At 38.1% G+C, this 25,210-nt stretch carries 22 protein-coding genes; 5 read left to right on the forward strand and 17 right to left on the reverse strand.

Going from position 1 to position 25,210, the window contains the following annotated elements; all coding sequences use genetic code 11:
* Window positions 1-121 precede the first annotated feature (121 nt).
* From BM084_RS00400 to BM084_RS00420, 4 genes are all read left to right on the forward strand, one after another.
* Window positions 122-1,408: a PQQ-dependent sugar dehydrogenase gene (locus tag BM084_RS00400; RefSeq protein WP_075326237.1), complete on the forward strand. Its 1,287-nt coding sequence runs from the start codon at window positions 122-124 to the stop codon at window positions 1,406-1,408.
* Between the two features lie 11 nt (window positions 1,409-1,419).
* Window positions 1,420-3,705, forward strand: a complete 2,286-nt coding sequence (locus tag BM084_RS00405) for a TonB-dependent receptor (protein ID WP_093301976.1) — start codon at window positions 1,420-1,422, stop codon at window positions 3,703-3,705.
* Between the two features lie 521 nt (window positions 3,706-4,226).
* Window positions 4,227-7,679 (forward strand): pyruvate carboxylase, encoded by a 3,453-nt coding sequence (locus BM084_RS00410; protein ID WP_093301978.1) that lies wholly within the window; start codon window positions 4,227-4,229, stop codon window positions 7,677-7,679.
* Window positions 7,680-7,949: 270 nt separating this feature from the next.
* Complete coding sequence (locus BM084_RS00420) at window positions 7,950-8,609, forward strand: uracil-DNA glycosylase family protein (protein WP_093301981.1); 660 nt, start codon at window positions 7,950-7,952, stop codon at window positions 8,607-8,609.
* Between the two features lie 429 nt (window positions 8,610-9,038).
* Here BM084_RS00420 and BM084_RS00425 read toward each other — a convergent pair whose 3' ends face one another.
* From BM084_RS00425 to BM084_RS00480, 13 genes are all read right to left on the reverse strand, one after another.
* The gene (locus tag BM084_RS00425) at window positions 9,039-9,173 is read right to left on the reverse strand and encodes a 30S ribosomal protein THX (protein WP_070054019.1); all 135 of its coding nucleotides are present in this window, start codon (window positions 9,171-9,173) and stop codon (window positions 9,039-9,041) included.
* Between the two features lie 3 nt (window positions 9,174-9,176).
* Complete coding sequence (locus BM084_RS19055) at window positions 9,177-9,320, reverse strand: hypothetical protein (protein WP_177195633.1); 144 nt, start codon at window positions 9,318-9,320, stop codon at window positions 9,177-9,179.
* Window positions 9,321-9,398: 78 nt separating this feature from the next.
* Window positions 9,399-10,166, reverse strand: a complete 768-nt coding sequence (gene trpA, locus BM084_RS00430; RefSeq protein WP_093301984.1) for a tryptophan synthase subunit alpha — start codon at window positions 10,164-10,166, stop codon at window positions 9,399-9,401.
* A 253-nt stretch (window positions 10,167-10,419) separates the two neighbouring features.
* Complete coding sequence (gene trpB, locus BM084_RS00435) at window positions 10,420-11,601, reverse strand: tryptophan synthase subunit beta (protein WP_075326243.1); 1,182 nt, start codon at window positions 11,599-11,601, stop codon at window positions 10,420-10,422.
* A 137-nt stretch (window positions 11,602-11,738) separates the two neighbouring features.
* Window positions 11,739-12,386, reverse strand: coding sequence for a phosphoribosylanthranilate isomerase (locus BM084_RS00440; protein ID WP_245764315.1), 648 nt, complete (start codon window positions 12,384-12,386; stop codon window positions 11,739-11,741).
* A 192-nt stretch (window positions 12,387-12,578) separates the two neighbouring features.
* Window positions 12,579-13,364, reverse strand: coding sequence for an indole-3-glycerol phosphate synthase TrpC (gene trpC, locus BM084_RS00445; RefSeq protein WP_093301987.1), 786 nt, complete (start codon window positions 13,362-13,364; stop codon window positions 12,579-12,581).
* A gap of 247 nt (window positions 13,365-13,611) precedes the next feature.
* Window positions 13,612-14,604 carry an anthranilate phosphoribosyltransferase gene (trpD, locus tag BM084_RS00450; protein WP_075327940.1) on the reverse strand — a complete coding sequence of 331 codons (993 nt, stop codon included), beginning with the start codon at window positions 14,602-14,604 and terminating at the stop codon, window positions 13,612-13,614.
* 125 nt (window positions 14,605-14,729) lie between these two features.
* A complete protein-coding gene (locus BM084_RS00455; RefSeq protein ID WP_075326245.1) occupies window positions 14,730-15,296 on the reverse strand; it encodes an anthranilate synthase component II in 567 nt (188 codons plus the stop codon).
* Between the two features lie 33 nt (window positions 15,297-15,329).
* A complete protein-coding gene (locus tag BM084_RS00460) occupies window positions 15,330-16,724 on the reverse strand; it encodes an anthranilate synthase component I family protein (protein WP_093301991.1) in 1,395 nt (464 codons plus the stop codon).
* Between the two features lie 315 nt (window positions 16,725-17,039).
* The gene (locus BM084_RS00465) at window positions 17,040-17,540 is read right to left on the reverse strand and encodes a YceI family protein (RefSeq protein ID WP_093301993.1); all 501 of its coding nucleotides are present in this window, start codon (window positions 17,538-17,540) and stop codon (window positions 17,040-17,042) included.
* A 58-nt stretch (window positions 17,541-17,598) separates the two neighbouring features.
* Window positions 17,599-18,177 (reverse strand): YceI family protein, encoded by a 579-nt coding sequence (locus BM084_RS00470; RefSeq protein ID WP_093301996.1) that lies wholly within the window; start codon window positions 18,175-18,177, stop codon window positions 17,599-17,601.
* A 34-nt stretch (window positions 18,178-18,211) separates the two neighbouring features.
* Complete coding sequence (locus BM084_RS00475; protein WP_075326249.1) at window positions 18,212-18,844, reverse strand: NAD(P)H-dependent oxidoreductase; 633 nt, start codon at window positions 18,842-18,844, stop codon at window positions 18,212-18,214.
* A 10-nt stretch (window positions 18,845-18,854) separates the two neighbouring features.
* On the reverse strand, window positions 18,855-19,304 hold the full coding sequence (locus tag BM084_RS00480; RefSeq protein ID WP_093301999.1) for a MarR family winged helix-turn-helix transcriptional regulator: 450 nt from the start codon (window positions 19,302-19,304) through the stop codon (window positions 18,855-18,857).
* A 197-nt stretch (window positions 19,305-19,501) separates the two neighbouring features.
* Between BM084_RS00480 and BM084_RS00485 the strand changes: the two genes are divergently transcribed.
* On the forward strand, window positions 19,502-19,816 hold the full coding sequence (locus BM084_RS00485; RefSeq protein ID WP_075326251.1) for a rhodanese-like domain-containing protein: 315 nt from the start codon (window positions 19,502-19,504) through the stop codon (window positions 19,814-19,816).
* A 137-nt stretch (window positions 19,817-19,953) separates the two neighbouring features.
* Here the strand turns inward: BM084_RS00485 and BM084_RS00490 are convergent, their stop codons facing one another.
* The 4 genes from BM084_RS00490 to BM084_RS00505 all read right to left on the reverse strand — a co-directional run bounded on the left by BM084_RS00490 (window position 19,954) and on the right by BM084_RS00505 (window position 25,170).
* Window positions 19,954-21,168: a hypothetical protein gene (locus tag BM084_RS00490; protein ID WP_093302001.1), complete on the reverse strand. Its 1,215-nt coding sequence runs from the start codon at window positions 21,166-21,168 to the stop codon at window positions 19,954-19,956.
* A gap of 115 nt (window positions 21,169-21,283) precedes the next feature.
* Window positions 21,284-23,293: an excinuclease ABC subunit UvrB gene (gene uvrB, locus BM084_RS00495; protein WP_075326253.1), complete on the reverse strand. Its 2,010-nt coding sequence runs from the start codon at window positions 23,291-23,293 to the stop codon at window positions 21,284-21,286.
* Between the two features lie 135 nt (window positions 23,294-23,428).
* The gene (locus tag BM084_RS00500) at window positions 23,429-24,265 is read right to left on the reverse strand and encodes an ABC transporter permease (RefSeq protein WP_075326254.1); all 837 of its coding nucleotides are present in this window, start codon (window positions 24,263-24,265) and stop codon (window positions 23,429-23,431) included.
* Window positions 24,265-25,170, reverse strand: a complete 906-nt coding sequence (locus BM084_RS00505; protein WP_075326255.1) for an ABC transporter ATP-binding protein — start codon at window positions 25,168-25,170, stop codon at window positions 24,265-24,267. Before BM084_RS00505 ends, BM084_RS00500 begins: the two co-directional genes overlap by 1 nt.
* Window positions 25,171-25,210 lie beyond the last annotated feature (40 nt).

Here is a 25,210-nt window from a genome sequence, read left to right on the forward strand (position 1 = left end):
AAACGTGCCTAGCCACCAAAAAACTTGGACTAATTGGCGTTTGTTAAAGTAAACCTAATCTGCTTTAAAAACTTTTCAGCCGAAATATTAAAAGCTAATTTTAAACTAAAATGCTGAAATTATGAAAAAGCTTACTACAATTATAGGCCTTTCTCTTTCCTGCTGCTTAGCCATTCCGGCCCAGGCTCAGGTAAATACAGACCTTAGTGAAGAGAAGAAAAAAGAACTGTCGCAACAACCTGCAGACGTAGTAGAAACTGCAATTGGCGAACTTAGGTTAGTGCCACCTTTTTCTTCAGAATCTGTTACTAAAGAGAGTGAAGTTATTGGCTGGGGAGATAAAAAACCACAGGCGCCCGCGGGATTTAAAGTGACGATGTTTGCAGAAAACTTAAAGCATCCGCGTAGAACTTATATCGCACCTAACGGTGATATTTTTGTTGTTGAATCTAATACAAAAAACAGCGCCGACAGGATTATCTTAATTCGTGATAAAGATAGTGATGGTAATCCAGATTATCAGGATGTATTTTTGGATGACTTAAATCAACCTTACGGAATGTTAGTTTTAGATAATTATTTCTACGTTGCCAATACCGACGGACTTTACCGATATCCATATACTGAAGGGGATATGAAAATTGAAGCTGAAGGAGAGAAAATTCTTAGTCTTCCTGCAGGTGGGTATAATAATCACTGGACGCGTAATTTACTCGCTAATGAAGATGGAAGTAAAATTTATGTGTCCGTAGGTTCTGCCAGTAACGTGGGTGAATACGGAATGGATAAAGAAGAAAGACGTGCCGCAATTCTGGAAATTAATACCGACGGAAGTGGGGAGAAAATTTATGCTTCAGGATTAAGAAATCCTGTTGGAATGGACTGGAACCCGGTAACTGGGGAACTTTGGGCTGCCGTAAATGAACGAGACAAAATTGGAAATAATCTAGTGCCAGATTATATTACTAGCGTAAAAGAAGGCGGCTGGTATGGCTGGCCTTATTCTTATTTTGGGCAAATTCAGGATCCTCGCTGGGCCGATGATCCACATATGGAGTTGGTGAAAAAAACTATTGTACCAGATGTACCCGTGGGACCACATACCGCATCTTTAGGATTGGCATTTTACACCAAAGATAAATTCCCTGAAAAATATAAAAACGGTGCTTTTGTAGGGCAGCATGGTTCCTGGAACCGGGCCGTTTTCTCCGGTTACAAAATTATTTTTGTGCCTTTTGATGAAAATGGAAAACCAGGCCAGCCCGAAGATTTTCTTACCGGATTTATAGCTGATGAAGCAGAAAGTAAAGTCCACGGGAGACCTGTAGGAGTTACAGTTACTCCAGACGGAGCTCTTTTGGTAAATGATGACGATGCAAATGTAATCTGGAAAGTTTCAGCTGAATAAAATATAAAATATTGGAAAAAAAATTACTGGCACTTTTGTGCCTACTTTGGATAGGAAACCTGTTTTCTCAGGAAAATCAATTTAAAATACTGAATGCGAATAATAACGAACCTATAGAAGATGTTTCAATTTACAAGGCTTCATCGCTGGTTGCTGTTACAGATGAAGATGGGAATTTCAGCTTTACTTCAGGGGAATTACCTGGGGATTTTCAGATTTCCGCCCTTGGTTTTGAAACCCTAGAAGTTGAACTTACCTCAAGCACTCCGCAGGAAATATATTTGAGTCCGACTTCCGAAACGCTTTCAGAAGTTGTGGTGCGTAGTACCGTAATTCCGAAATCACTTAGAGAAGTTCCGGCTTCGGTGAATCTTGTAACACAAACAGATTTTAATAGAACCGATGCTACCAACGTTCTGGAAACTTTTAATAATGTCCCCGGAATGTTTGTAAATCAGGGAGCTTTAAATACCAATAAGATCAATATTCGTGGTATTGGTGCGCGTTCGCAATACAGTACCAATAGAATTCAGGCGTATTTTGATGGTATACCGTTAACAACTGCAGAAGGAGAGCTCACCTTAGACGATTTTGACCAGGAAAGTTTAGATCGAATAGAAGTGATAAAAGGTCCTACTTCCAGTATTTACGGCGCTGGATTGGGCGGTTCCATAAATCTATACTCCAAACAGTTAGGAAAAGAAGAAGCCCGCTTAGGATTAAAAACGCAGTATGGAAGTTTTAATACCCGCAAACAGGTTTATCAGGCTTCAAATACAACCGCTAATTCTGGTTTATTTGCAACTTTTAGTAATTTAACCAGCGATGGCTACCGCGACAATGGAAATTACGATCGGAAGTCGGCTTTAGTAAACGGAAGTCTTAAAACCAACGAAAATGGAAGTTTATCTTATCTCGCAAATTTCACCCGCTTAAAAGCTTTTATTCCGAGTTCTATTAATGAAGAAGATTTTTTAAACAATCCGGGACCCGCGGCATTTACCTGGGGCCAATCGCAGGGATATGAATCTTATGATCGTGGCATGCTGGGAGGTTCTTATACACATTCACTTTTTGATAATTTAAAGAATACCACAAGTATATTTCTGAGTTTTAGAAATGCCTACGAGCCGCGACCATTTGACATTTTAAAGGAAGAGCGTGTTTCGGCGGGGGTTCGAACTAAGTTCAATTTAAATACCCAGGTTTTTGAATTTCCTTCAGAAATTAGTTTTGGTGCCGAATATTATAATGAGTGGTATGAAACCGGAACTTTTGCTAATTTATACGAAGATTTTCCCGGCGAAGGAAGTGTTTTAGGTGAGCGTGAAAGCAACAATGAACAGGACAGAAATTATGCTAACTTTTTCGCTCAAATTAATTTTGAAATTACTGATAAATGGAACCTAGAAGCAGGTTTTAATTTAAACACCACAAATTATAGTTTAACCGATCTTTATACGCAAGACGAAGTAGACCAAACCGGGGATTACGGTTTTGATCCTGTTTTTTCGCCAAGACTTGGAACAAGTTATGAAGTTGGCGCCGGAAAGAATATCTACGCGTCCATAAGCCACGGATTCTCAACACCCACCGTTGCTGAAACCTTAACTCCTGAAGGGCAGATAAACACCAGTCTGGAACCCGAAACCGGAATCAATTATGAAGCCGGATTTAAAGGAAATTGGCTTCAAAATAAATTATATACAGAAATTTCTGTGTACTCCATTCAGATAGAGAATTTGCTGGTTGCGCAACGCGTGGCAGAAGATCAATATGTGGGTATAAACGCAGGAAAAACCAATCATAACGGAATTGAGTTTCTTACTAACTACCGTTTTTTAGTTGGTCCTGGTATTTCAATTAAACCTTATGTAAACGGAGCCATAAACTTTTTCGAATTTGATGAATTTGTAAATAATGATGAAGATTTCTCCGGAAATGAACTGCCCGGTGTACCAAAATATACAATAAACCTTGGAGTCGATGTTCAGAGCGAATCAGGTTTTGAATTTTTTGGAAATTTTAGAAACGTAGGAGAAATTCCTCTGGATGATGCCAATTCAGGTTACACAGATGAATACAGTTTAGTAAACTTAAAAGCTGGTTATACTTTCAATATTTTTCAGGAACTAAATTTAAATTTATACGGCGGTGTAAATAACGCCCTGGATGAGCATTATGCCGCGAGTGTATTAACCAATGCCGTTGGCTTTGGGGGTGCCGCTCCACGTTATTATTATCCCGGGAATCCCAGAAACTATTTTGGAGGTGTTCAACTGAATTATATTTTTTAAAAACTCAGGAAAACCTCACAGGGTTCCTAATCCGGTGAGGTTTTTCTAAATTTTAATATTAAACGTCATCGCAAGCGAAGATTGAGCGCGGCGATCTTTTTTAGTTAAAAGTTAAAAGTTAAGAGTGAAGAGTGAATAGTTAAAAGTGAAAAGGTAAGAGAGAAAAGTTAAGAGTAAAGGATAAGAGAAAAAAGCTAGAAAAAAGAGAGTAGGGGTTAAATTCTGAAATCAACATTACCAACTACTAATTCAAGACACAGAATAGATTGCCACTTCCCGCTACTGCATTCTCGCAATGATGCGCAACCCAAAATAATAAACCCTCAACAACAAACATACAAGAACCAAGAACTCACAACCGATAACCGAAAACTCAAAACTCACAACTGCCAACCGGGAACCCACAACCGAAAACCGAAAAAACTTTTATATAAAATTTAGCATAAAAATATCCCATACTTCTGAATGTTTTAATAGTTTACGGCAATAACTAACTATTGCTAATTAACTCAGCCAAAAACATGATGATTCAAAAAGTATTAGTAGCCAATCGTGGGGAAATCGCGATTCGAATTTTTAGAGCCTGCACTGAAATAGGAATAAGAACGGTAGGTATCTTTACCTTTGAAGATCGCTACTCCCTGCACCGCTATAAGGCCGATGAATCTTACCAAATAGGCCCCGATAAAGAGCCCTTAAAACCTTACCTGGATATAGATGCGATAATCAATACCGCCAAAGAGGTGGGGGCTGATGCTATTCATCCCGGTTACGGATTTCTCTCAGAAAACGCCGATTTTGCTCAAGCCTGTAAAGACAACAATATTATTTTTATTGGGCCAGAGGTTTCGGTATTAAAAAGCCTGGGCGATAAAGTCACCGCCAAAACAGTAGCGGTAAAAAACAATGTGCCGGTGATTCAGAGCAACGAAAAAGATCTGGAAAGTCTGGATATTGCTATTGAAGAAGCCAACCGTATCGGCTATCCCATTATGCTGAAAGCCGCCAGCGGTGGTGGAGGCCGCGGAATGCGAGTGCTTAGGGAAGAAGCTGAATTGAGAAAAGCTTTTTCAGAATCTAAACGCGAGGCACTGAATGCCTTTGGAGATGATACTGTTTTTATTGAAAAATTTATTGAAAATCCGAAGCATATTGAGATCCAGATCGTGGGAGACAACCACGGGAATATGGTGCACCTTTTTGAGCGTGATTGCTCTGTGCAACGCCGTTACCAAAAGGTGATTGAATTCGCACCTTCCTATAACCTTGACCAAACTACCAAGGAGAAACTTTATGAGTATGCCGTGAATATTTGTAAAGCGGTGAATTATAATAATATTGGTACAGTAGAATTCCTGGTCGATCACGATGGCAGTATTTACTTTATCGAGGTGAATCCACGAATTCAGGTAGAACATACCGTTACCGAAGTCGTTACCGGTATAGACCTGGTTAAAGCGCAGTTGTTTATTGCCGGTGGATATAAACTAAGTGACGAGCAGATAAAAATTAAAGATCAGGAATCGCTTAGCACAAACGGATTTGCCCTGCAATGCAGAATTACTACCGAAGATCCCGCCAACGATTTTCAACCCGATTATGGTACCATTACCACCTATAGAAGTGCCTCTGGATTTGGAATTAGGCTGGATGCCGGGAGTTTGTATCAGGGCGTGACTATTTCGCCTTTTTTTGATTCTATGCTGGTAAAAGTTTCTGCCAGCGGTAGAACTTTAGACGGTGCCTGCCGTAAAATGCGTCGGGCTTTAGCTGAATTTAGAATTAGGGGCGTAAAGACCAATATTCCGTTTTTAGATAATATTCTTCAGCATGAAAAATTTAGAGAGGGAAGCGTAACGGTAAATTTTATCGCCAATAACCCCGATCTATTTAAACTGAAAGAAACCCGAAACCGCGCTACCAGGATGGTTGAATTTCTAGGTGATGTAGTGGTGAATGGAAATCCCGATGTAAAGGAAATAATAGAAACACCAAAACTAATAAAAGCCGATGTTCCTGCTTTTGATCACAACGTGGCGTATCCAAAAGGAACCAAAGATTTGCTTACCGAGTTAGGCCCCGATAAGTTTGCCGAATGGTTAAAGAATGAAAAGAAAATTCATTTTACCGATACAACTTTTAGAGATGCCCATCAAAGCTTACTGGCCACCAGGATGCGAAGTACAGATATGCTAAAAGTGGCTGAAGGTTTTGCTAAAAATCATCCCGAAACATTTAGTATGGAAGTTTGGGGAGGCGCTACTTTTGATGTTTGTCTTAGATTTTTAAAAGAAAATCCGTGGGAACGTTTGCAATTACTGCGAAAGGCGATGCCGAATATCTTGCTGCAAATGCTAATGCGAGGTTCAAACGGTGTTGGCTATACCGCTTATCCCGATAATTTAATCGAAAAATTTGTAGCTGAAGCCTGGGAAAATGGGGTAGATATTTTTAGGATTTTTGATTCCCTGAATTGGATGAAATCTATCGCGCCCTGTATTGAATATGTACGCAAAAACACTTCAGGCCTTGCGGAAGCTTCAATCTGTTATACCGGCGATATACTTAACAAAAACAGTAAGTATAATTTGGAGTATTATCTTCAGCTGGCAAGAGACATTGAAAATGCCGGGGCACATATTTTAGCGATAAAAGATATGGCCGGACTATTAAAACCTTACGCTGCCGGCGAACTGGTTTCCGCATTAAAAGCTGAGATCAATATTCCGGTGCATTTGCATACCCACGATACTTCGTCTATACAGGCGGCTACTTATCTGAAGGCCATAGAGGCCGGGGTAGATGTGGTAGACGTTGCGCTGGGTGGACTTTCGGGGCTTACCTCGCAGCCTAATTTTAATTCCCTGGTGGAAATGACGAAATCTGGCGAGCGTAAAGCTGATTTCAATATGGAAAAACTCAATGAATATTCGCATTATTGGGAAGCGGTAAGAAAGTATTATTTCCCATTTGAAAGCGGACTTAAAGCTGGTACTGCCGATGTTTATAAACACGAAATTCCCGGCGGACAATATTCTAATCTTAAACCTCAAGCCGAATCTTTAGGCCTGGCTTCAAGGTTTCACGAAATCACCGCGATGTATTCTAAGGTGAATAAGCTTTTTGGCGATATTATTAAAGTTACGCCAAGTAGTAAGGTTGTGGGCGATATGGCGCAGTACCTGGTGAGTAATAATTTGAGTATAGAAGATGTGATGGAGAAGGGTGAAAACCTTTCTTTCCCGCAGTCGGTGGTAAATTTCTTTAAAGGTGATTTAGGGCAACCTCACGGCGGTTTTCCTGCTGAGGTGCAAAAGATCATTCTAAAAGATCAAAAACCTTATACCGATAGACCGAATGCACATTTAGAACCTATAGATTTTGAAAAAGAATTTAAGGAATTCTGCGATATTTTCAAGGAAGGAATGGGTCGAAAACTGGAAATGACCGATTTCCTTTCGTATAAATTATATCCAAAAGTATTTACCGAATATTTTAATCATTACCGAAAATTTGGAGAAGTAATGAATATTCCGACGCCAAATTTTTTCTACGGAATGCAACCAGGTGAAGAGATTACCGTAGAAATGGATAAAGGAAAAACCTTGCTTATCGAATTCTTATCGGTGGGAACTGCAGATGAAGATGGACTCGTAGATGCGTTTTTTAAGGTAAACGGCCAGACCAGAACGGTGAAAATTCAGGATAAATCGGTTAAGGTTGAAAAAGTGGTTCACCAAAAGATCGATAAGTCTAATGATAAAGAAGTAGGCGCTCCAATTCAGGGTTCAATTTCCTCAATTTTAGTCGAAAAAGGACAGAAAGTCAAAAAGAACGAACCTTTATTTGTGATTGAAGCCATGAAAATGGAAACCACCATCACGGCGAATAAAGAAGGCGAAATAGACGAAATAATACACAAAGAAGGTACCATGGTCTTTGCCGATGATTTGGTTATTAAGCTGAAAGAATAGGTTGAATTTATATTCAATTAAAATCCTTTTTCGCAGAATATGTAGCCAAAACCTCGAGATTCAGAAAGTCCGATTTTTTATCGGATTTTCGCGAGGTTTTGGCTACGGTTTTTGGCATTTTTGCCAAAAAATTCCTTGCAAAAGGCGTCTTTTTCTTTGCTTCGTTTCTTTTGGACGAGCAAAAGAAATGAAGGGCAGATACAACCAAACCCAGCTTTTGTCACGGAAGATTAAAAAATAACAAGAAACCAACGTAAAAAACGAAGCAGAATGTTTCACCACACACATCCTTATAAACCTTTTATTCCGGAAAACGCTACAAAACTAATTGTAGGCACATTACCGCCCCCAAGATTTACGAAAGGGGAATTTAAGGAAGGAGACGTGAACTTCTGTTACGGCAGTCGGGACGGACTTTTATGGATTGTTTTGGATAATATTTTTGATCTCGATCTAAAATTTGAAACTACGAAGGCAGCTATAAAGCAACGCAAAGAATTTCTTGAAAAAAGAGGAATTGGTATCTGCGATATGGTAGAAAGCAGTAGGAGAGAAAAGGTAGATGCTTCCGATCTCGGGATGCAAAAGGTGGAACTTAGAAATATGGTGGGAATTTTAGAAAAACACCCAAAAATAGAAACCCTGCTCTTTACCGGTGGAAATTCCAAAAATGGTCCTGAGTATTTTTTTAGAAGACATCTAAAGGAAGTTGAAAGTGATATTAGGTTAAAAGTGATTTCTAACGAGGTGCCCAGGATTCACCAGTTTGTGCTAAAGGGCCGACTTATAAGAACGGTTTCTTTAACGGCACCATCGGGTTCGGCCAATCGAGCTATTGGTAGTATGGAGCTTTATAAACAACTGAAACAAAAGAATGAAGATTTTAATACGATAGATTTTAGAGTGATGCAGTACAGAGAGTGGTTTTAAAGTATTTAATATTCGTCATCGCGAGCGAAGGCAAGAAGCGCGGCGATCTTTTATTTTGAGTGAGGATTCAAAAAAACTATTTTATCAAGAAGAGATTGCCATGGCGACTGCGTCTCCTCGCAATGACGATCCAAAATATTCGGAATTCGTGGGGCAGTTTCATTACCATCATCGCGAGCAAGCCACACGTCAAGCTCCAAAATAAATTCGGGGTGACGAATGATACGTCATCCTGAACTCGTTTCAGGATCTAAATTGAAATTCTACCTACTTTTACCCTGAATGAAAGATTGAGTGAGACTTTGAAATGATTTAGAGAGAAGAACTTATAAATTTCGTTTAAAAAAATAATCTTAGTATAAACAAAAACCCTGAATCTAAAAGTATAAACTTTCAAATTCAGGGTTTTCAGACGTAGTCAACTTACAACTACTGTAATTCTTTCTTTTCCTGTTCGGCCATGGTGGTTGGTTTTACCTTAAATTTTTTACGTTTAGGTCTTAATTTTCCATGAGTACCGATCGCAATTTTTCCGCGTTTCGTTTTTTTGTCTCCACGTCCCATAAATTACTTTTTATTCTGTTGGTCTTTTATGGTTTTTTCATCAATATCAACCTTATTGGTCTGTTTATCAGTTTTCCCCGTTGGGTTGGTTGGATTTTCCTGACCTTTCTCTCTTTTTCTTTTATTATCTTCAATTGGACCGCCCATAATTGTTGTTTTTTTGATTCACTTACTAAGATAATAATTCAGAATCTTAAAACCTGCCAAGACCATGTTAGAATTTGGTTAAACCGGTCTGATGTTTTTCACAAAATCGCCTATATTATTTTTCCCATTAGCATTAAGATGTTTGATAAATGCCGAACCAATAATAGCGCCTTTTGCATATTCCGTAGCCTGGTTGAAGGTCTCTTCGTCGCTAATTCCAAAGCCTACAATTTGCGGATTTTGAAGTTTCATTGCTGAAATTCTTTTAAAATAATCTCTGGTTTCCTCACTAAATCCGGAAGTAGAACCCGTAACACTCGCAGTACTTACCATATAGATAAATCCGTTAGAAACAGAATCAATAAACCGAATACGCTCTTCAGAAGTTTGCGGCGTGATCAGGAAAATATTCTGAAGCCCGTTTTCTTCAAAAATCGACTTGTATTCTTCATTATACACATCAACGGGTAGATCCGGAATTATAAGTCCGTCAATTCCGGTTTCAGCGCATTTTTTGCAGAATTTCTCTACACCATACTGAAGAATTGGATTAAAATATCCCATAATAACCAGTGGAATTTCAACAGAGTCCATAATTCCTTTAAGCTGTTCAAAGAGTCTATTGGTAGTCATTCCGCTTTTCAGCGCCTTGGTAGAACTCTCCTGAATAGTTGGGCCATCGGCCAGGGGATCGCTAAAAGGCAAACCGATTTCAATAAAATCCACCCCGTTCTTTTCTAAATCCTGAATAATGGAAACTGTATCTTCGAGTTCAGGATAACCGGCGGTAAAATAGATAGAAAGCATCTTTTGCTCTTCCTGAAGTTTTTTATTTATTCTGTTCATTTTCAATATTCTTATAAATCGTCATTCTGTCCCGAAACTTCGGGATATTTCAGAATCTAATTTGTTTTCAATTTTTTCGCCACGAATACACTAATATTTTTTATTCCTAAATTTTTAGCACTCGTAGCAATCTATATTACTGTATACGTCATTCTGAATTCATTTCAGAATCTAAGTTGTTGTCTTATTTTCTTGCCACGAATACACTCATCCCTATTATGTCATTGCGAGGGCAGCGCCCGTGGCAATCTTTTTACAAATCGAAATAATCAATATAGGTACTCAAATCTTTATCGCCACGACCCGAAAGATTGATTACTACTACATCATCTTCTTTAAATTTTCGGTTTTCAAAAATCGCCAGGGCGTGAGAAGTCTCAATAGCAGGAATAATCCCTTCCAGTTTTGCCAGTTCCTGGCCGGCATTCATAGCCGCTTTATCGGTTATGGAAATAAACTCTCCACGGCCACTTCTAAACAAATTGGCGTGCATTGGTCCCACACCCGGATAATCGAGGCCGGCAGAAATAGAATACGGCTCAGTAATTTGTCCGTCATCGGTTTGCATCAGCAGCGTTTTACTGCCGTGAATAATACCTTCTTTTCCTAAAGCTGAGGTTGCAGCACTTTCACCGCTTTGTATACCTTTTCCGGCAGCTTCCACCGCAATAATCCCAACTTCCGGATTGTCTAAATAATGATAGTAAATTCCGGCTGCATTACTTCCTCCACCTACACAGGCCACTACATAATCAGGATTTTCCCGATTTTCTTTTTCTTTCAGCTGAACTTTAATTTCCTCAGAAATCACCGCCTGAAATCTCGCTACCATATCGGGGTAGGGATGAGGCCCAACCACGGAACCAATGATGTAATGAGTATCCAGCGGGTTGTTGATCCAGTCTCGAATCGCCTCGTTCGTGGCATCTTTTAAGGTTCGACTTCCCGATTTTGCCGGAACTACTTTGGCTCCAAGCATCTTCATTCTGGCCACGTTTGGCGCTTGTCGTTCAATATCAATTTCGCCCATATAGACAATACATTCAATGCCCATAAGCGCACAAACGGTAGCCGTAGCTACACCGTGCTGGCCAGCACCGGTTTCAGCGATTATGCGGTCTTTTCCAAGGCGTTTTGCCATTAAAATTTGTCCTACGGTGTTATTGACCTTATGCGCACCGGTATGGCATAGATCTTCCCGTTTCAGATAAATTTTTGTGCCGTATTTCTTACTGAAACGCTCTGCATAATAAAGCGGTGTTGGGCGCCCTACATAATCGTGCAACAAATCTTTAAACTCTTTCTGAAAAGATTCCTCTTTCATAATATCCAGGTATTGCGAACGCAACTCCTCTACATTGGGATAGAGCATTTCGGGAATAAAAGCTCCGCCAAAATCGCCGTAATATCCTTTTTCGTTAGCCTGATAGCTCATTTTTATTTTTTTTATTTGAGTGCTTCGAATGCACTAATTTCTATCTAGTTATTGCGAGGGCAGCGCCCGTGGCAATCTTTATAATTTTAAACAATAGATTGCTTCTCCCCATCGGGATTGCAATGACGTAGTTATTATTAAAACCGCTTTTTAAATTCTTTTAATTTTTCAACATTCTTAAAACCAGCTTTCTCTTCAAATTTACTATTTACATCTATGGCGTACAGCAAATTTTCTTTACCATTTTCTACAAAATAGGCTTTAAGCTCTTGAATTGCTTCAACTTCTTCCGGTCCAATTCCTCCACTTAAAAAAAAAGGTTTTGTTGAAGGATAATCTTTTAAAACCTCCCAATTAAAAGTAATTCCGTTTCCGCCTTTATTTTTCCCTTTAGTATCAAAAAGGAAATAATCTACAACAGTTTCATATTCCTTTAAACGCTCAAAATCGAAATCGTCTTTAATAGAAAACACCTTTATAAATTCCACTTCAGTTTCGATCAAAAGCGTTTTTAGTTCAGCGCAAAAAGCAGCGCTTTCCTCACCGTGTAACTGAATAGCATTTAGATCATGCTCTTTAATTCTCTCAAGGATAATATTGATCTCTTCATCAACAAAAATGCCGGTTTTTTTAACTGCTGAAGGAATTTTAGGCATCTTAGCCTCGAAATACCTGGGAGTTTTTTCGTAAAAAATAAACCCCATATAATCAGGCTGAAGTTTTGCAACTTCGCTGATGTTTTCGGGATGCTTCATCCCACATATTTTGAGTTTTATGTTTTTCATTTTTAGCGTTCTTTTATTCTCCACCTTAGCTTCGGAATTACTGAAAGTCTATTAAACGTCATCCTGAATTTATTTCAGGATCTAAGTTATTGATAATCCAAATTTGTTAGAATCCCGAAGTAAATTCGGGATAAAGTCTGAAACAAGTTCAGCTTGACGAAAACCAGACTTTAGGATAGCCCAACTATTTTATTATTTGCTCAATTCTCTCACAAACTCAGCCGCAGCTTTTCCCGGATCATCAGTTTTCATAAAATTCTCACCGATCAAAAATCCTTTGTAAGCAAATTCCTGCAAATCTTTGATTGCGTCAACTGAGCTAATTCCGCTTTCAGAAACTTTTACAAAATCATCGGGGATCTTTTCTGAAAGCTTTTTGCTAATATCGGTAGATACTTCAAAAGTCTTTAAATTCCTATTATTTACACCCAACATATCTAAACTAGGCATAATAGACTTTTGCAATTCTTCTTCGTTATGCACTTCCAGCAATACTTCCAGACCTATACTTTTTGCAAATTCTGAAAGTCTTTTAATTTCTTCCCGTTCCAGCACCGCAGCGATAAGTAAAATCACATCGGCACCGTGAGCTCTGGCTTCCAAAAGTTGATATTCATCAATAATAAATTCCTTTCGCAATAAAGGCATTTTAACCGCCGCACGGGCATAAAGCAAATCGTCTAAAGATCCGCCAAAATATTTGCCATCGGTTAATACAGACATTCCGGAAATTCCTGCATCTTCATAGCCTTTAGCTACATCTTCAACATTCAGATCCTGATTAATTACCGATTTTGAAGGGGAACGTCTTTTATGTTCAGCAATAATCCCGGTTTTACTGGTTCTTAATTTTTCTGCCAGAGAAATTGTTTCGCGCTCAAAAAGCGCCGATTGTTCCAATTGTGACACGGGAACTACCAGTTTTTTTAAGACCAGTTCTTTATGTTTGTCGGCAATTATTCTATCTAGAATGTTCATTTTTATAATCTTTGTTCTATAAAGTTTTTTAATACGTCATCCTGAACTCGTTTCAGGATCTAAGTTGATTAATAATCAAAACATGTTAGAAGCTGAAACAAGTTCAGCTTGACGGTCGTAAGACTTTCTACCTCTTTTTAATGCTAACTTCTTTACTCGATAATCGAGATTGAATGCTCTAAGGCTTACGTCGAAATCAAATTATATTTTTCAATAATAATGCTTCGTGAGCTTGCTCCGAAGTATTTTAATTGCTCAATTCCTGTAACTTCTCCAATACTTTTAAAGCTTTCCCTGAATTTATAGATTCCCGGGCGGTTTCAAAACCTTCTTTAACACTAATTTGTTTAGCAGTTGCGATTGCCATTCCGGCGTTAGCGCAAACCACGTTATTTTGGGCCTGGGTACCTTTTCCTTTTAATATATTCACGAAAATTTCTGCAGAACTTTCAATGGAACCGCCACCGGCAATTTCTTCCTGATTTAAGGTTTCTACCCCAAAATCTTCCGGACTCAGCATTCCTTCAGAATTATTGGAAATTGTTTTGGTATTTCCGGTAAGGGAAATTTCATCATAACCATCTAAAGCATGCAAAATAGTGAAATTCTTATCGGTGTTTTGATATAGGTAACCATACATTCTGGCTAGTTCCAGGTTAAAAACTCCTACAAGCTGATTTTGCGGAAAAGCAGGATTTACCATTGGCCCAAGCATATTGAAAAAAGTCTTTACCGCAAGCGACTTCCTGATTGGCGCCACGTTTTTCATCGCTGGGTGGAATAGGGGAGCGTGTAACACACATATCCCGGCTTCGGCGATACATTTTTCAAGAAATCCGGCATCATTACTAAATTTAATTCCCAGGCTTTCCATAACATTAGAACTACCACTTACCGAAGAAACTCCGTAGTTTCCGTGTTTTGCCACATTTACTCCCGCTCCTGCCGTTACAAAAGAGGAAGTGGTAGAAATATTAAATGTATTTTTCCCATCACCACCGGTTCCGCACAGATCTATCGGGTTATAGTCACTTAAATCTATGGCTACACAAAGTTCTAAAAGCGCATCCCGAAATCCCTCCAGTTCTTCTATAGTAATGCTTCGCATCATATAAACCGTGAGAAATGCAGCGATCTGACTTTCGTTATATTCTCCATTAGAAATACTGAAAAGCGCCTGCTTCGCTTCATCTTTGGAGATGGTTTCGTGATTAATTAACCTGTTTAGTAGTTCTTTCATATCTAATTTTGTCATTCCCGTAAAAACGGGAATCTGTTTAATTGGAATTTGTAACTCCCGCGAAAGCGGGAGTCTTCTTAAGCATTACTATCACTTCTTAGAGATTTCCGCCTGCTCGGAAATGCCTATGATTCTACCCAATTCTGAATCATTTTTTTTCCATCTGGAGTCAATACCGATTCTGGGTGAAACTGCACTCCACGCACATCAAACTCACGGTGACGAAGGGACATGATTTGTCCTTTTTCATCGTAGGAAGTTGCTTCCAGGGAATCGGGAAGCTCTTTTAAAACTACCCAGGAATGGTAACGGCCTACGTTCATTCTTTTTGGAAGATCTTTAAAAAGTGGTTCATCGTCTACACAAAGATCCATCGTGGTAGCAATGCCGTGATAAACCGATTCCAGATTGCCCAACGTCCCGCCAAAAACTTCGCCTATGGCTTGTTGCCCGAGGCACACACCTAAAATGCTTTTAGTTGAAGCATATTTTTCTATAATTGGTTTTAATAATCCGGCTTCACTTGGAATTCCCGGGCCGGGAGAAAGCAGGATCTTATCATATTCCTCCACGTCTTCCAGCTCTAACTGGTCGTTTCTTATTACGGTGACCTCGCAATCTAATTCTTCTAAATAATGTACAAGGTTGTACACAAAAGAATCGTAATTATCTATAACTAATATTTTTTTCATTCTACCTGGTGTAAAATTCTATTTTTAATTCCTTTATATATCTTCAGCGATATCCAATGCCTTGGTTAATGCCCCTAGTTTATTGTAAACCTCCTGTAATTCGTTTTCTTCTACAGACTCTGAAACCACGCCTGCGCCGGCTTGATAATGCAATTGGTGATCTTTACTTACAAAAGATCTAATAATAATCGCGTGGTTAAAATTTCCGTGGAAATCCATAAAGCCAATAGCACCTCCATAGGCATCACGATTTACATTTTCGTATATCTCTATGAGTTTCATCGCGCTATGTTTTGGGGCACCGCTTAAAGTTCCCGCCGGGAAAGTATCGGCTACCACCTGCATTGTAGGCGTTTTAGGGTCTTTGGTGCCGGTTACTTTGCTTACCAAATGTATGACGTGAGAGAAAAACTGAATTTCTCTATATTTTTCAACCTTCACATTACTTCCGTGTCGGCTTAAGTCGTTACGAGCCAGATCAACCAACATCACGTGTTCAGCATTTTCTTTTTCGTCGGCGGCTAGTTTTTTGGCTAGTTCAGCGTCTTCTTCATCGTTTCCGGTACGTTTAAAAGTTCCGGCTATAGGATGGATTTCTGCCTGCCCATCCTGAACAACCAATTGTGCTTCAGGGGAACTTCCGAAGATTTTAAAGTTTCCATAATCAAAATAGAAAAGGTAGGGTGAAGGGTTTACGCTACGTAAAGCCCGATAAACATTAAATTCATCTCCCTTAAACTTCTGAGAAAACCTACGCGACAGTACAATTTGAAAAACGTCACCACGATAGCAGTGCTTTTTTCCCAGTCGTACATTTTCCCTGAATTCTTCGTCTGTAAGGTTTGAAATTGGTTCCTGCTGACGTTCAAAATTATAAGTCGCGAAATTTTTGACTTTTATCAGTTGCTCGATTTCAGCGATCTTTGAATCGGTATCGTAACTGTGATCAAAAATATAAGCTTCATTATTAAAATGATTTATAGCGATAATATTTTGATAAACTGCGTAATAAATATCCGGAAGTTTAAGATCACCATTTCGCTTTTTAATCTCTAAATCTTCAAAATACCGAACTCCATCATAAGCGATATAGCCAAAAAGACCGTTGTTGATAAATTTAAAATCAGAATCTTCAGTTTCGAATTGCTTTGAAAATTCCTGGATTTGTTGCGGTACGTTAACTCCAGGAGTGATCTCTGTTACTTTTTTGCTTCCGTCAGGAAAAACTTCGGTAATCACTTCGTTTTGAATCTTAATAGAAGCGATAGGATTGCAGCATATATACGAGAAACTATTATCGTTGGCATGATAGTCACTACTTTCCAGTAGGAGACTGTTAGGATATTTGTCCCGAACTTTTAAATAAACACTTACCGGTGTAATGGTATCGGCAAGAAGTTTTTTATAGGTGGTCTTTAGTTGATACATAAATTATTTATTTCTGTCGCTCCCGTTAAGGCGGAGGTTAATTTTCAAATTTCTTATATAAAAAAAGGCTTGTCGTGAGACAAGCCTTTTGTATGAGATTATACTATAGCGATGTTACTTCACGACGTTTGACGTAAATTTTTCCACCACCAGGTATTTGTTGTAATTGTTTTCATAAAATATAATAAATGCCAATTATTGGCTTTCATTGCTTCAAAGATAGAAAGCTCTTTTAAATAAACAAGGAGATTTTATAAAAAGAAAAGCCGGAAAAGTAAATTTAACTTTTCCGGCTGGAATTGTGCAATCTAATTATTAGAATTTCAACTCAATATTTAAATCGAAATTATCGTAAATCGTTTGATCTCCAAGTCCGCTAAAAAAGCTACCGGAATTGTATTTCACATTGTATTTAGAACGGTCTATACTCAATTTAGTAGTCGCAGTATTTCCGTTTTTATCCAAATCGAAAGTTACCGGATGGGTGTTTTCTTTAATAGTAAGATCTCCAACCACACCATATGTGCCATCGTCTTTTTTAGCTACGCTGGTAATTACCAGTTTTGATGTTGGATGATTATCTACTCCAAAGAAATCATCTGAATTTAAGTGACCTTCCAAACCTGCTTTATCGTCTCCTTTAAGATCGGTTACGGTAATTGTGGTCATATCCATTACAAATTCACCTCCTGTAATTTCGTCATTTTCCAATGTTAATTTACCTTCTTTAAGATCTATAGTTCCTGAGTGTGATCCTAAAACTTTTTTTCCTTTCCAGGCGATATTACTAGCCTGGGTATTGATTTGTTTTTCCATAATAATTATTAATTTTTCTTTTTCAATTTTCTTTATAGCAATTAATTTCCCTTTAGAATTAGAATTTTAATTCTACCTCAAGTTCAAAATTATCGTAGATGGTTTGGTCACCAAGGTTATCAAAGAAACTCCCTGAACCATAACGAACATCGTATTTAGAACGGTCTATAGTTAGCTCTGTAGAAGCTGAATTATCTTCCCAATCTAAATCGAACGTCACGGGATTCGTTTTATCTTTAATAGTAAGATTGGCTACCACCCCGTAAGTTCCATTGCTCTTTTTAGCAACGCTTGTAATAACCAGTTTTGAAGTTGGATGGTTTTTTACTCCAAAGAAGTCATCAGATTTTAAGTGACCTTCTAATTTTCCTTTATCTTCACCAGTAAGATCGGTAACGGTGATAGAGCTCATGTCTATTACGAATTCCCCTCCGGTAAGTTCACCATTTTCCATAGTAAAATGTCCGTTTTTAAGGTCTATGGTTCCGTAGTGAGAGCCGGTTACTTTTTCACCTTCCCAGTTAATGTTGCTTTCTTTTACATCAATTTTTTTATCCTGAGCATTCACTGTTGTAAACGATAAAAATGATACAAGAAATGCAGATGCAAATACAGTTTTTAAAAGATTCTTTTTCATAGCAATTTTTAATTTAAATTAATTTGATTTTGGTTTATATTAAATGGAATAATTCTTCTTCTTGTTTTCTAACTTTTTTTGCGTGTTGCAATTGGTCTTCTTCACTTCGGTACCCGGCTGTAGCGATCACTGCAGTAGTTAAATTTGTTCCTGAAATTCCCAGTATTTCATCGAACTTTTGCGCGTCAAAACCTTCCATAGGGCAGGTGTCAATTTTTAAATTTGCTGCTGCAGAAAGTAAATTTCCAAGCGCGATATAAGCTTGTTTCTGCGCCCAAACAGATTGTTGTTCTTCGGTCTTACCTAAAATATTAGAGGTTAACATATCTTTTAATCCGCTTAGATCCTGCACCTGAACTTCTCGAATTTTACTAATATTCTCCAGATAAGCATCAATATAAGCCTCATTCAATTTCTTAAGTCCTGCGAAGACAAATACGTGTGAAGCATCAGTAAGTTGAGACTGGTTCCAGGCAGCCGCTTTTAATTTCTCTTTGGTTTCCCTGTCGGAAATCACAAATACCTCGTAAGGCTGAAGTCCGTATGAAGAAGCAGAAAGCTGAATGCTTTTTTGAAGTTTCTCTACGTCTTCCTGATTTAAAGATTTTTCTGCATCAAACTTCTTGGTGGCATAACGCCAGTTTAAATTTTCTATATAATTTTCCATAGTTATTTTCTTATTTTCTTATTTTATTTAAACAATCAGTAACAATTTCAATTTCTTCTTCGCTAATATCCTGAATTAGCTCTTTTTCTACTGCATCAACTTTTGGGTCAATTTCTTTCAAAAGCTCTAAACCTTTTTCAGTAATACTTATTTCCACTTTTCTACGGTTAGCTTCGCAAATAACCCTTTCAGTAAGGCCTTTGGTGATAAGTTTGTCTACCAACCTGGTGGTATTACTCATCTTACTCACCATTCTTTCCTGTATAGTGCTAAGATTTGCCGGTTTTCCTTTTTGCCCTCTCAATATTCGAAGCACATTAAATTGCTGTATAGAAATATCAAAAGGCTTAAGGGCAGTAGCTACTTGCTCGTCTATAAGATTTGCAGTAACCAAAATGCTAAGACTTAGCTTCCTGGCCGGTGGTAAATTGTTCGTTTTTAATTGATCTTCTATATTCATTTGTCTAAACAACATTTGTATGTACAAATATAAGCTAGTTTTGTAATTTAATTCCAAAATAAATGTTAATTTTTTTCGGCCGGAATCGAAGGCAAATGGAGGCGCTGTTTTTTAAAACTTTCAATATCTTTACACTGAAAAATATATTAGGAATCACAGATCACCTTTGTTTAGGGGATTAATAAAAAATAAAATTTATGAAAGAACTTAGTCAGGATGAATGGCAGTCACAGCTGAAAAAAGATGAAAACGCGGTGATTTTAGATGTAAGAACCGAAGAAGAAGTAGAGGATGGGTATATCCCTAAAGCTAAAAACCTCGATATCTATAAAGGCCAGGAATTTGTAAATGAGGTTGAAAAACTTGATAAAGATAAGAATTACTATATCTATTGCCGTTCTGGAAAGCGTAGTGCACAGGCTTGCACAATTTTAGATCAGATGGGTTTTGCTAATACCTACAATCTTGAAGGCGGCTTTATGGAATGGGAAGGAGATAAGGCTGGAGATTAAGTTATTAAAAAGCAGTAAAATCAATTTTACTAGATAATCGAGATTTAAATGCTCCGAGGCATACCGCGAAATTTAAACAATAGTTTTCACTGAATGCCCCGTGGGCTTGCTCCGAGGTAGTTTTACTGCTTTTTTATTTAATTAGATCTATCAATTAACAACCAACGTGTTCCTATACTTATTATAGTAAGGATTTTACCATTTGATTTACTGGTTATACTATTATCCTGCATATCGTCCAGTTTATCTCCATTTACGAAATTAAGCGGCGTGGTACTACTTCCCTTACCTATTAATACCAGTTCCCGACCTTTATTGGACGAGGCATCAGGAAATGTAATTGATGAAATATTCGGGTTAATCCTTAAGAAATAAACTTCTTCCCCAATGGTGTAAGTTCCAGTTTGACTTCCTGTACTTATAAAATTTCTGGTGTGGTTGTGTTTCCAATTGAGATTACCTGAATTATCTGAAACTAAAATCTGATTTTCTGCTCCCCGGGAATCCGGAAAAATATATTCTTCAGCCTGAGTTCGACCTATTCCTATACGGCCAGCGAAATATCCGGCAAAAACCCTCGAGCTAGAATTGCCTTCGGCACGAGCGTAAATTCCGTAGATATTTCCTCTTCCGGTGGAAGTTCCAATTTCAGTTAAAATTCCGTAATTATTGCTGTTTGCACCTTCTGTTCGTCCTACTTTATTGTAAATCCCAAAAATATCACTGCTACCGGTTGTTTTATTGGTGTTAAGATGAAGACCATATCGCTCACCCTCTCCCTCACCGGAAATATTTAATTTTATGCCATACTTTATAGCATTGGTTTTACTACGATTCCTTATTTCAATTCCATAAGTATTTCTGGTTTCAGCAGAATTATTATTATCTATTTCAAGGCCTTTTTTAATATCCTGGGAATCATCTGGATTTATGGCAATTTGAAGTTTGCTTTCAATCTCTTCAGTCCCGATACCAATATTTCCTTCCCTGAAGATATTATCTACAATATTGCCCGGACTTTCGGTAGAATTAGGTTTATAAAAATTTGCTGCTTTAGCATCATCAACTATAGATTTCCAGATATTTTCCCGATGATGCCAGTAGTAAAATCCTGATGGTGAATTATTAAAATTCTCACTAAGAAAAATTAGCATTCCGTGTTGTGCACTTCCGGGATTTTGAGCGGTAAATTTTTTTAGACGGGGAATTAATATTCCGTCTATGCTGGAAGGGCTGTCCTTATCTGAAGCAACTATATCTAATTGAGCTCCCGGTTCGGTAGTTCCAATTCCTACCTGGGAGAAAGCTGTGGTGGCTAAAATTAAAAAATAGAAAAGTATAATTTTTTTCATCCTACTAAAAATACCGGTTAAGACTAAGGTGTTTTTTAGTTAGGGGTGTTTTGGATTTTTAAATATACTTTCTGAAAAAAAATTTTACGGCTTCAACTAATAATAAGGGATTTCCCTAGCTCTGCGTTTCTTTAATTTTATTCTGAAGCATTTTTATTTCGTCTCTGTGTTTTGCCGCCGCCATAAAGTCCAGATCTTTTGCTGCCTTTTCCATTGCTTTTCTTTTTTCCCTAATTCTTTTTTCCAAATCTGGTTTGGTCATATAGGCTACTTCGGCTTCGGCAGCTTTAGTAGTTAATGGTTTTTCAGCGTCATAAACATCCAGTTTTTCTTTAATTAGTGTACTGTTCTCTAATCGTTTAACCAATGCCGTTGGACGAATGTTATTTTCTTTATTATAATTTATCTGCTTGTTTCTTCGATATTCGGTTTGATCTATGGTTTTTTGCATACTGTCGGTAATTTTGTCGGCATACAAAATCGCTTTTCCTTCTACGTGACGTGCGGCACGACCAATAGTTTGGGTAAGGGACCGGTTGCTTCTAAGAAATCCTTCCTTGTCAGCATCAATAACCGCTACCAGAGAAACTTCCGGAAGATCCAGACCTTCTCTTAGCAGGTTTACTCCAATAAGAACATCAAACAATCCCCGGCGTAAATCCTGCATAATTTCTACTCGTTCCAGAGTATCAACGTCTGAATGAATGTAACGGCACCTAATATTAATACGGGTAAGATATTTGGTGAGTTCCTCTGCCATTCTTTTAGTAAGCGTAGTGACTAGCGTTCTTTGATCTTTCTCGTTCCTGGTGTGAATTTCTTCAATGAGATCGTCAATTTGATTTAAGCTGGGACGTACTTCAATAACAGGATCTAGAAGTCCTGTGGGTCTAATTACCTGTTCTACGTAAACACCTTCAGATTTCTGTAATTCGTAATCGGCAGGGGTTGCACTCACATAAATCACCTGGTTTTGTAGCGCCTCAAATTCTTCAAATTTTAAGGGTCGGTTGTCCATTGCGGCCGGCAGCCTAAATCCATATTCAACTAAAGTCTCTTTCCTGGACCTATCGCCACCATACATAGCGTGTACCTGCGGAATGGTTACGTGACTTTCGTCAACTACCATTAAAAAATCATCTGGGAAATAATCTAAAAGACAGAAGGGTCGTGTACCGGGTTGCCTGCCGTCAAGATAGCGAGAATAGTTTTCAATACCTGAGCAATAGCCCAGTTCCCGAATCATTTCCAGATCAAAATTGGTTCTTTCGTCCAGGCGTTTTGCCTCCAGGTGTTTACCAATATCCCTGAAATAATCAACTTGTTTTACAAGATCGTCCTGAATGTGGTGAATCGCATTTTGCATCACATCAGGCGATGTCACGAACATATTGGCAGGATAGATATTCAGGCGTTCGTATTTCTCGATAATATCGTTGGTGCCGGGATCAAAAGCTTCAATTTCTTCAATTTCATCTCCAAAAAAATGTACGCGGAAAGCATTATCGGCATAACTAGGGAACACATCTACGGTATCCCCTTTAATCCTGAAATTACCGTGGGAGAATTCAGCTTCGGTACGGGAATACAAACTTTGAACCAGTTGATGTAAGAATTTGGTGCGGGAAATTTGCATATCCCTTTCAATAGAAACTACATTTTTACGAAACTCAACCGGGTTACCAATGCCATATAGGCAGGAAACCGAAGCCACGACAATCACATCCCTTCTTCCACTTAACAGCGAAGAAGTAGTACTGAGTCGTAATTTTTCAATTTCTTCATTAATCGAAAGGTCCTTTTCAATATAAGTTCCCGAAGTAGGAATAAAAGCTTCGGGCTGATAATAATCGTAATAACTTACAAAATATTCCACCGCATTATTCGGAAAGAATTGTTTGAATTCTGAATAAAGCTGGGCAGCAAGTGTTTTGTTATGTGCCAAAACCAGGGTAGGTTTTTGGACTTCCTGAATAACATTGGCTACAGAGAAAGTTTTACCAGAACCCGTCACTCCCAGCAGGGTTTGGTATTGGTCATTATTATTTATTCCGGTTACCAGTTGTTCTATCGCTTTTGGCTGGTCGCCGGTGGGTTTGTAATCTGATTCTATCTTAAACTTCATTCGTGTTCCTCGCTTATTCTCACGAAGCTAATCAATAATCCTGCCTATTCAAACTGATAAACTTTTCCTTAACGTTTTTATTGCGAAAGCTTTAGAAACCAAAACTGATATTGCTAAAATGTCATATTTTTTGAACTACAAATCGCGCTTTTTAAGTAAACGGTATGAAAGAAAAACAAAGATAGTAGTCCAGAAGATAACAATTAATAGCTGATCCCAATGGATTCCATAATCTTTATCAAATTCAGATCCTAATTGGGTGGCGGCGGTTTGCACCGCAGATAACCTGGAGAACGGTTCTTTAATGAGATTACTCATAGATTCCAGCGGAAAAAATCGTGCGATATTATCGGCAATTTCGGAATCCCTAAAAATCTGCCATTTTAAAACTCCATAGACAATACTTTCCAGAATCCACCAGATAAAAAGAAAACCAAGTGCGAAAGCAGAACGTTTAATAAGAATTCCAAGAAACATACAAAAGGCAAAAAAGCCGGTAAGTTTCACGAAATAGGCGATCATATATTCCATATCTGAAAAGATGATGGAAGCTTCTGTAAAATCTGAGAATGAAAGTCCTAAAATCAACGAAACGATGAATAGAAATAAGGTCGAAATTAAAGAAAACACCGTGACAGTTAAGAATTTTGAAGCGATGAACTCCTTTTTGCTCAGGCCGTCTATCAGGTTTTGTTTTAAAGTCCGGTTGCTGTATTCATTAGACATCATCGAGACGATTACGATGGCCAGGAATAGTTTTAACAAAGCCGCGATATAGGAATTAAAATGCCAGATATATGGGAAATTAAAAATCCCCTGATCGGCAACGCGAAAGTTTATTGCACCTAGATTGAATTCAATAGAAGCAATTAAAGCGATAAAAGTTATTAAAATAAAATAGGTGAAAACCAGTATTTTTGCCGAGCGGCTATAGCGTAATTTATGATATTCTATCTCTAAAAGTCGTAGCATTATGCAGATGGAGTTTGATTGGTTAATGTAAGGAATTGTTCTTCCAGGCTTTCTTTACGTTTTACCAGGTAAGAAAGTGAAAGTCCTTTTTCAAACAAATATTCGTTAATAGTTTCAGCATCCATAGGTTCCTTCAGAATAGCCGTAACAATATTTTCTTTTTCTGAAACATTTTCTATTCCGGGATGCGCAATAAGTAATTCCTGAAGAAGTTTCATATTTTTTGCCTGCAGTTCAAAGAAACCGTGGCTGGCATTTATAGCATCTACAGGGCCGCTGTAAAGTTTCTTCCCATTTCTTATAATAACTACGTGAGAGCAAACTTTTTCAACTTCGTCAAGTAAATGGGAAGCGAGTAAAATGGTAGTTCCTCCAGCTGCAATTTTCCGGATAATCTCCCGAATTTGATGAATTCCCTGTGGATCCAATCCATTTGTAGGTTCGTCTAAAATTAGAATTTTCGGATCATTAAGCAGGGCAGAAGCAATGGCCAGGCGCTGCTTCATCCCCAAAGAAAAGGTTCTAAATTTACTGTCTTTTCTATCCAGCAATCCAACAATTTCCAGTTTTTCGTCAATTTTATCTTTTGGAACATCTTTAATCTTACACACCAAAGCCAGGTTTTGCGCAGCTGTCATATAAGGGTAAAAATTGGGATGTTCTATAATGGCGCCCACTTTCTTTAAAGCTTCGTGCGTATCTGTGTTTCCGTTAAACCAGGCAAATTCGCCAGAAGTTTTATTGACTACGTTAAGTACCATCCCAAGCGTAGTAGATTTTCCACTTCCGTTAGGCCCTAAAATACCGTAAACATTGCCTTTTTCTATGGTAAAAGACAGTTTGTCTACCGCGGTAAGTGCGCCATATTTTTTAGTAAGGTCTTTGAGACTTAGAATTGTTTCCAAAATTGAAGAAAAGTTTAAAGTATGACGACGAAGTTATGGA

Origin of the sequence: Salegentibacter agarivorans, assembly GCF_900113135.1 — a bacterium.
Taxonomy (GTDB): Bacteria; Bacteroidota; Bacteroidia; order Flavobacteriales; family Flavobacteriaceae; genus Salegentibacter; species Salegentibacter agarivorans.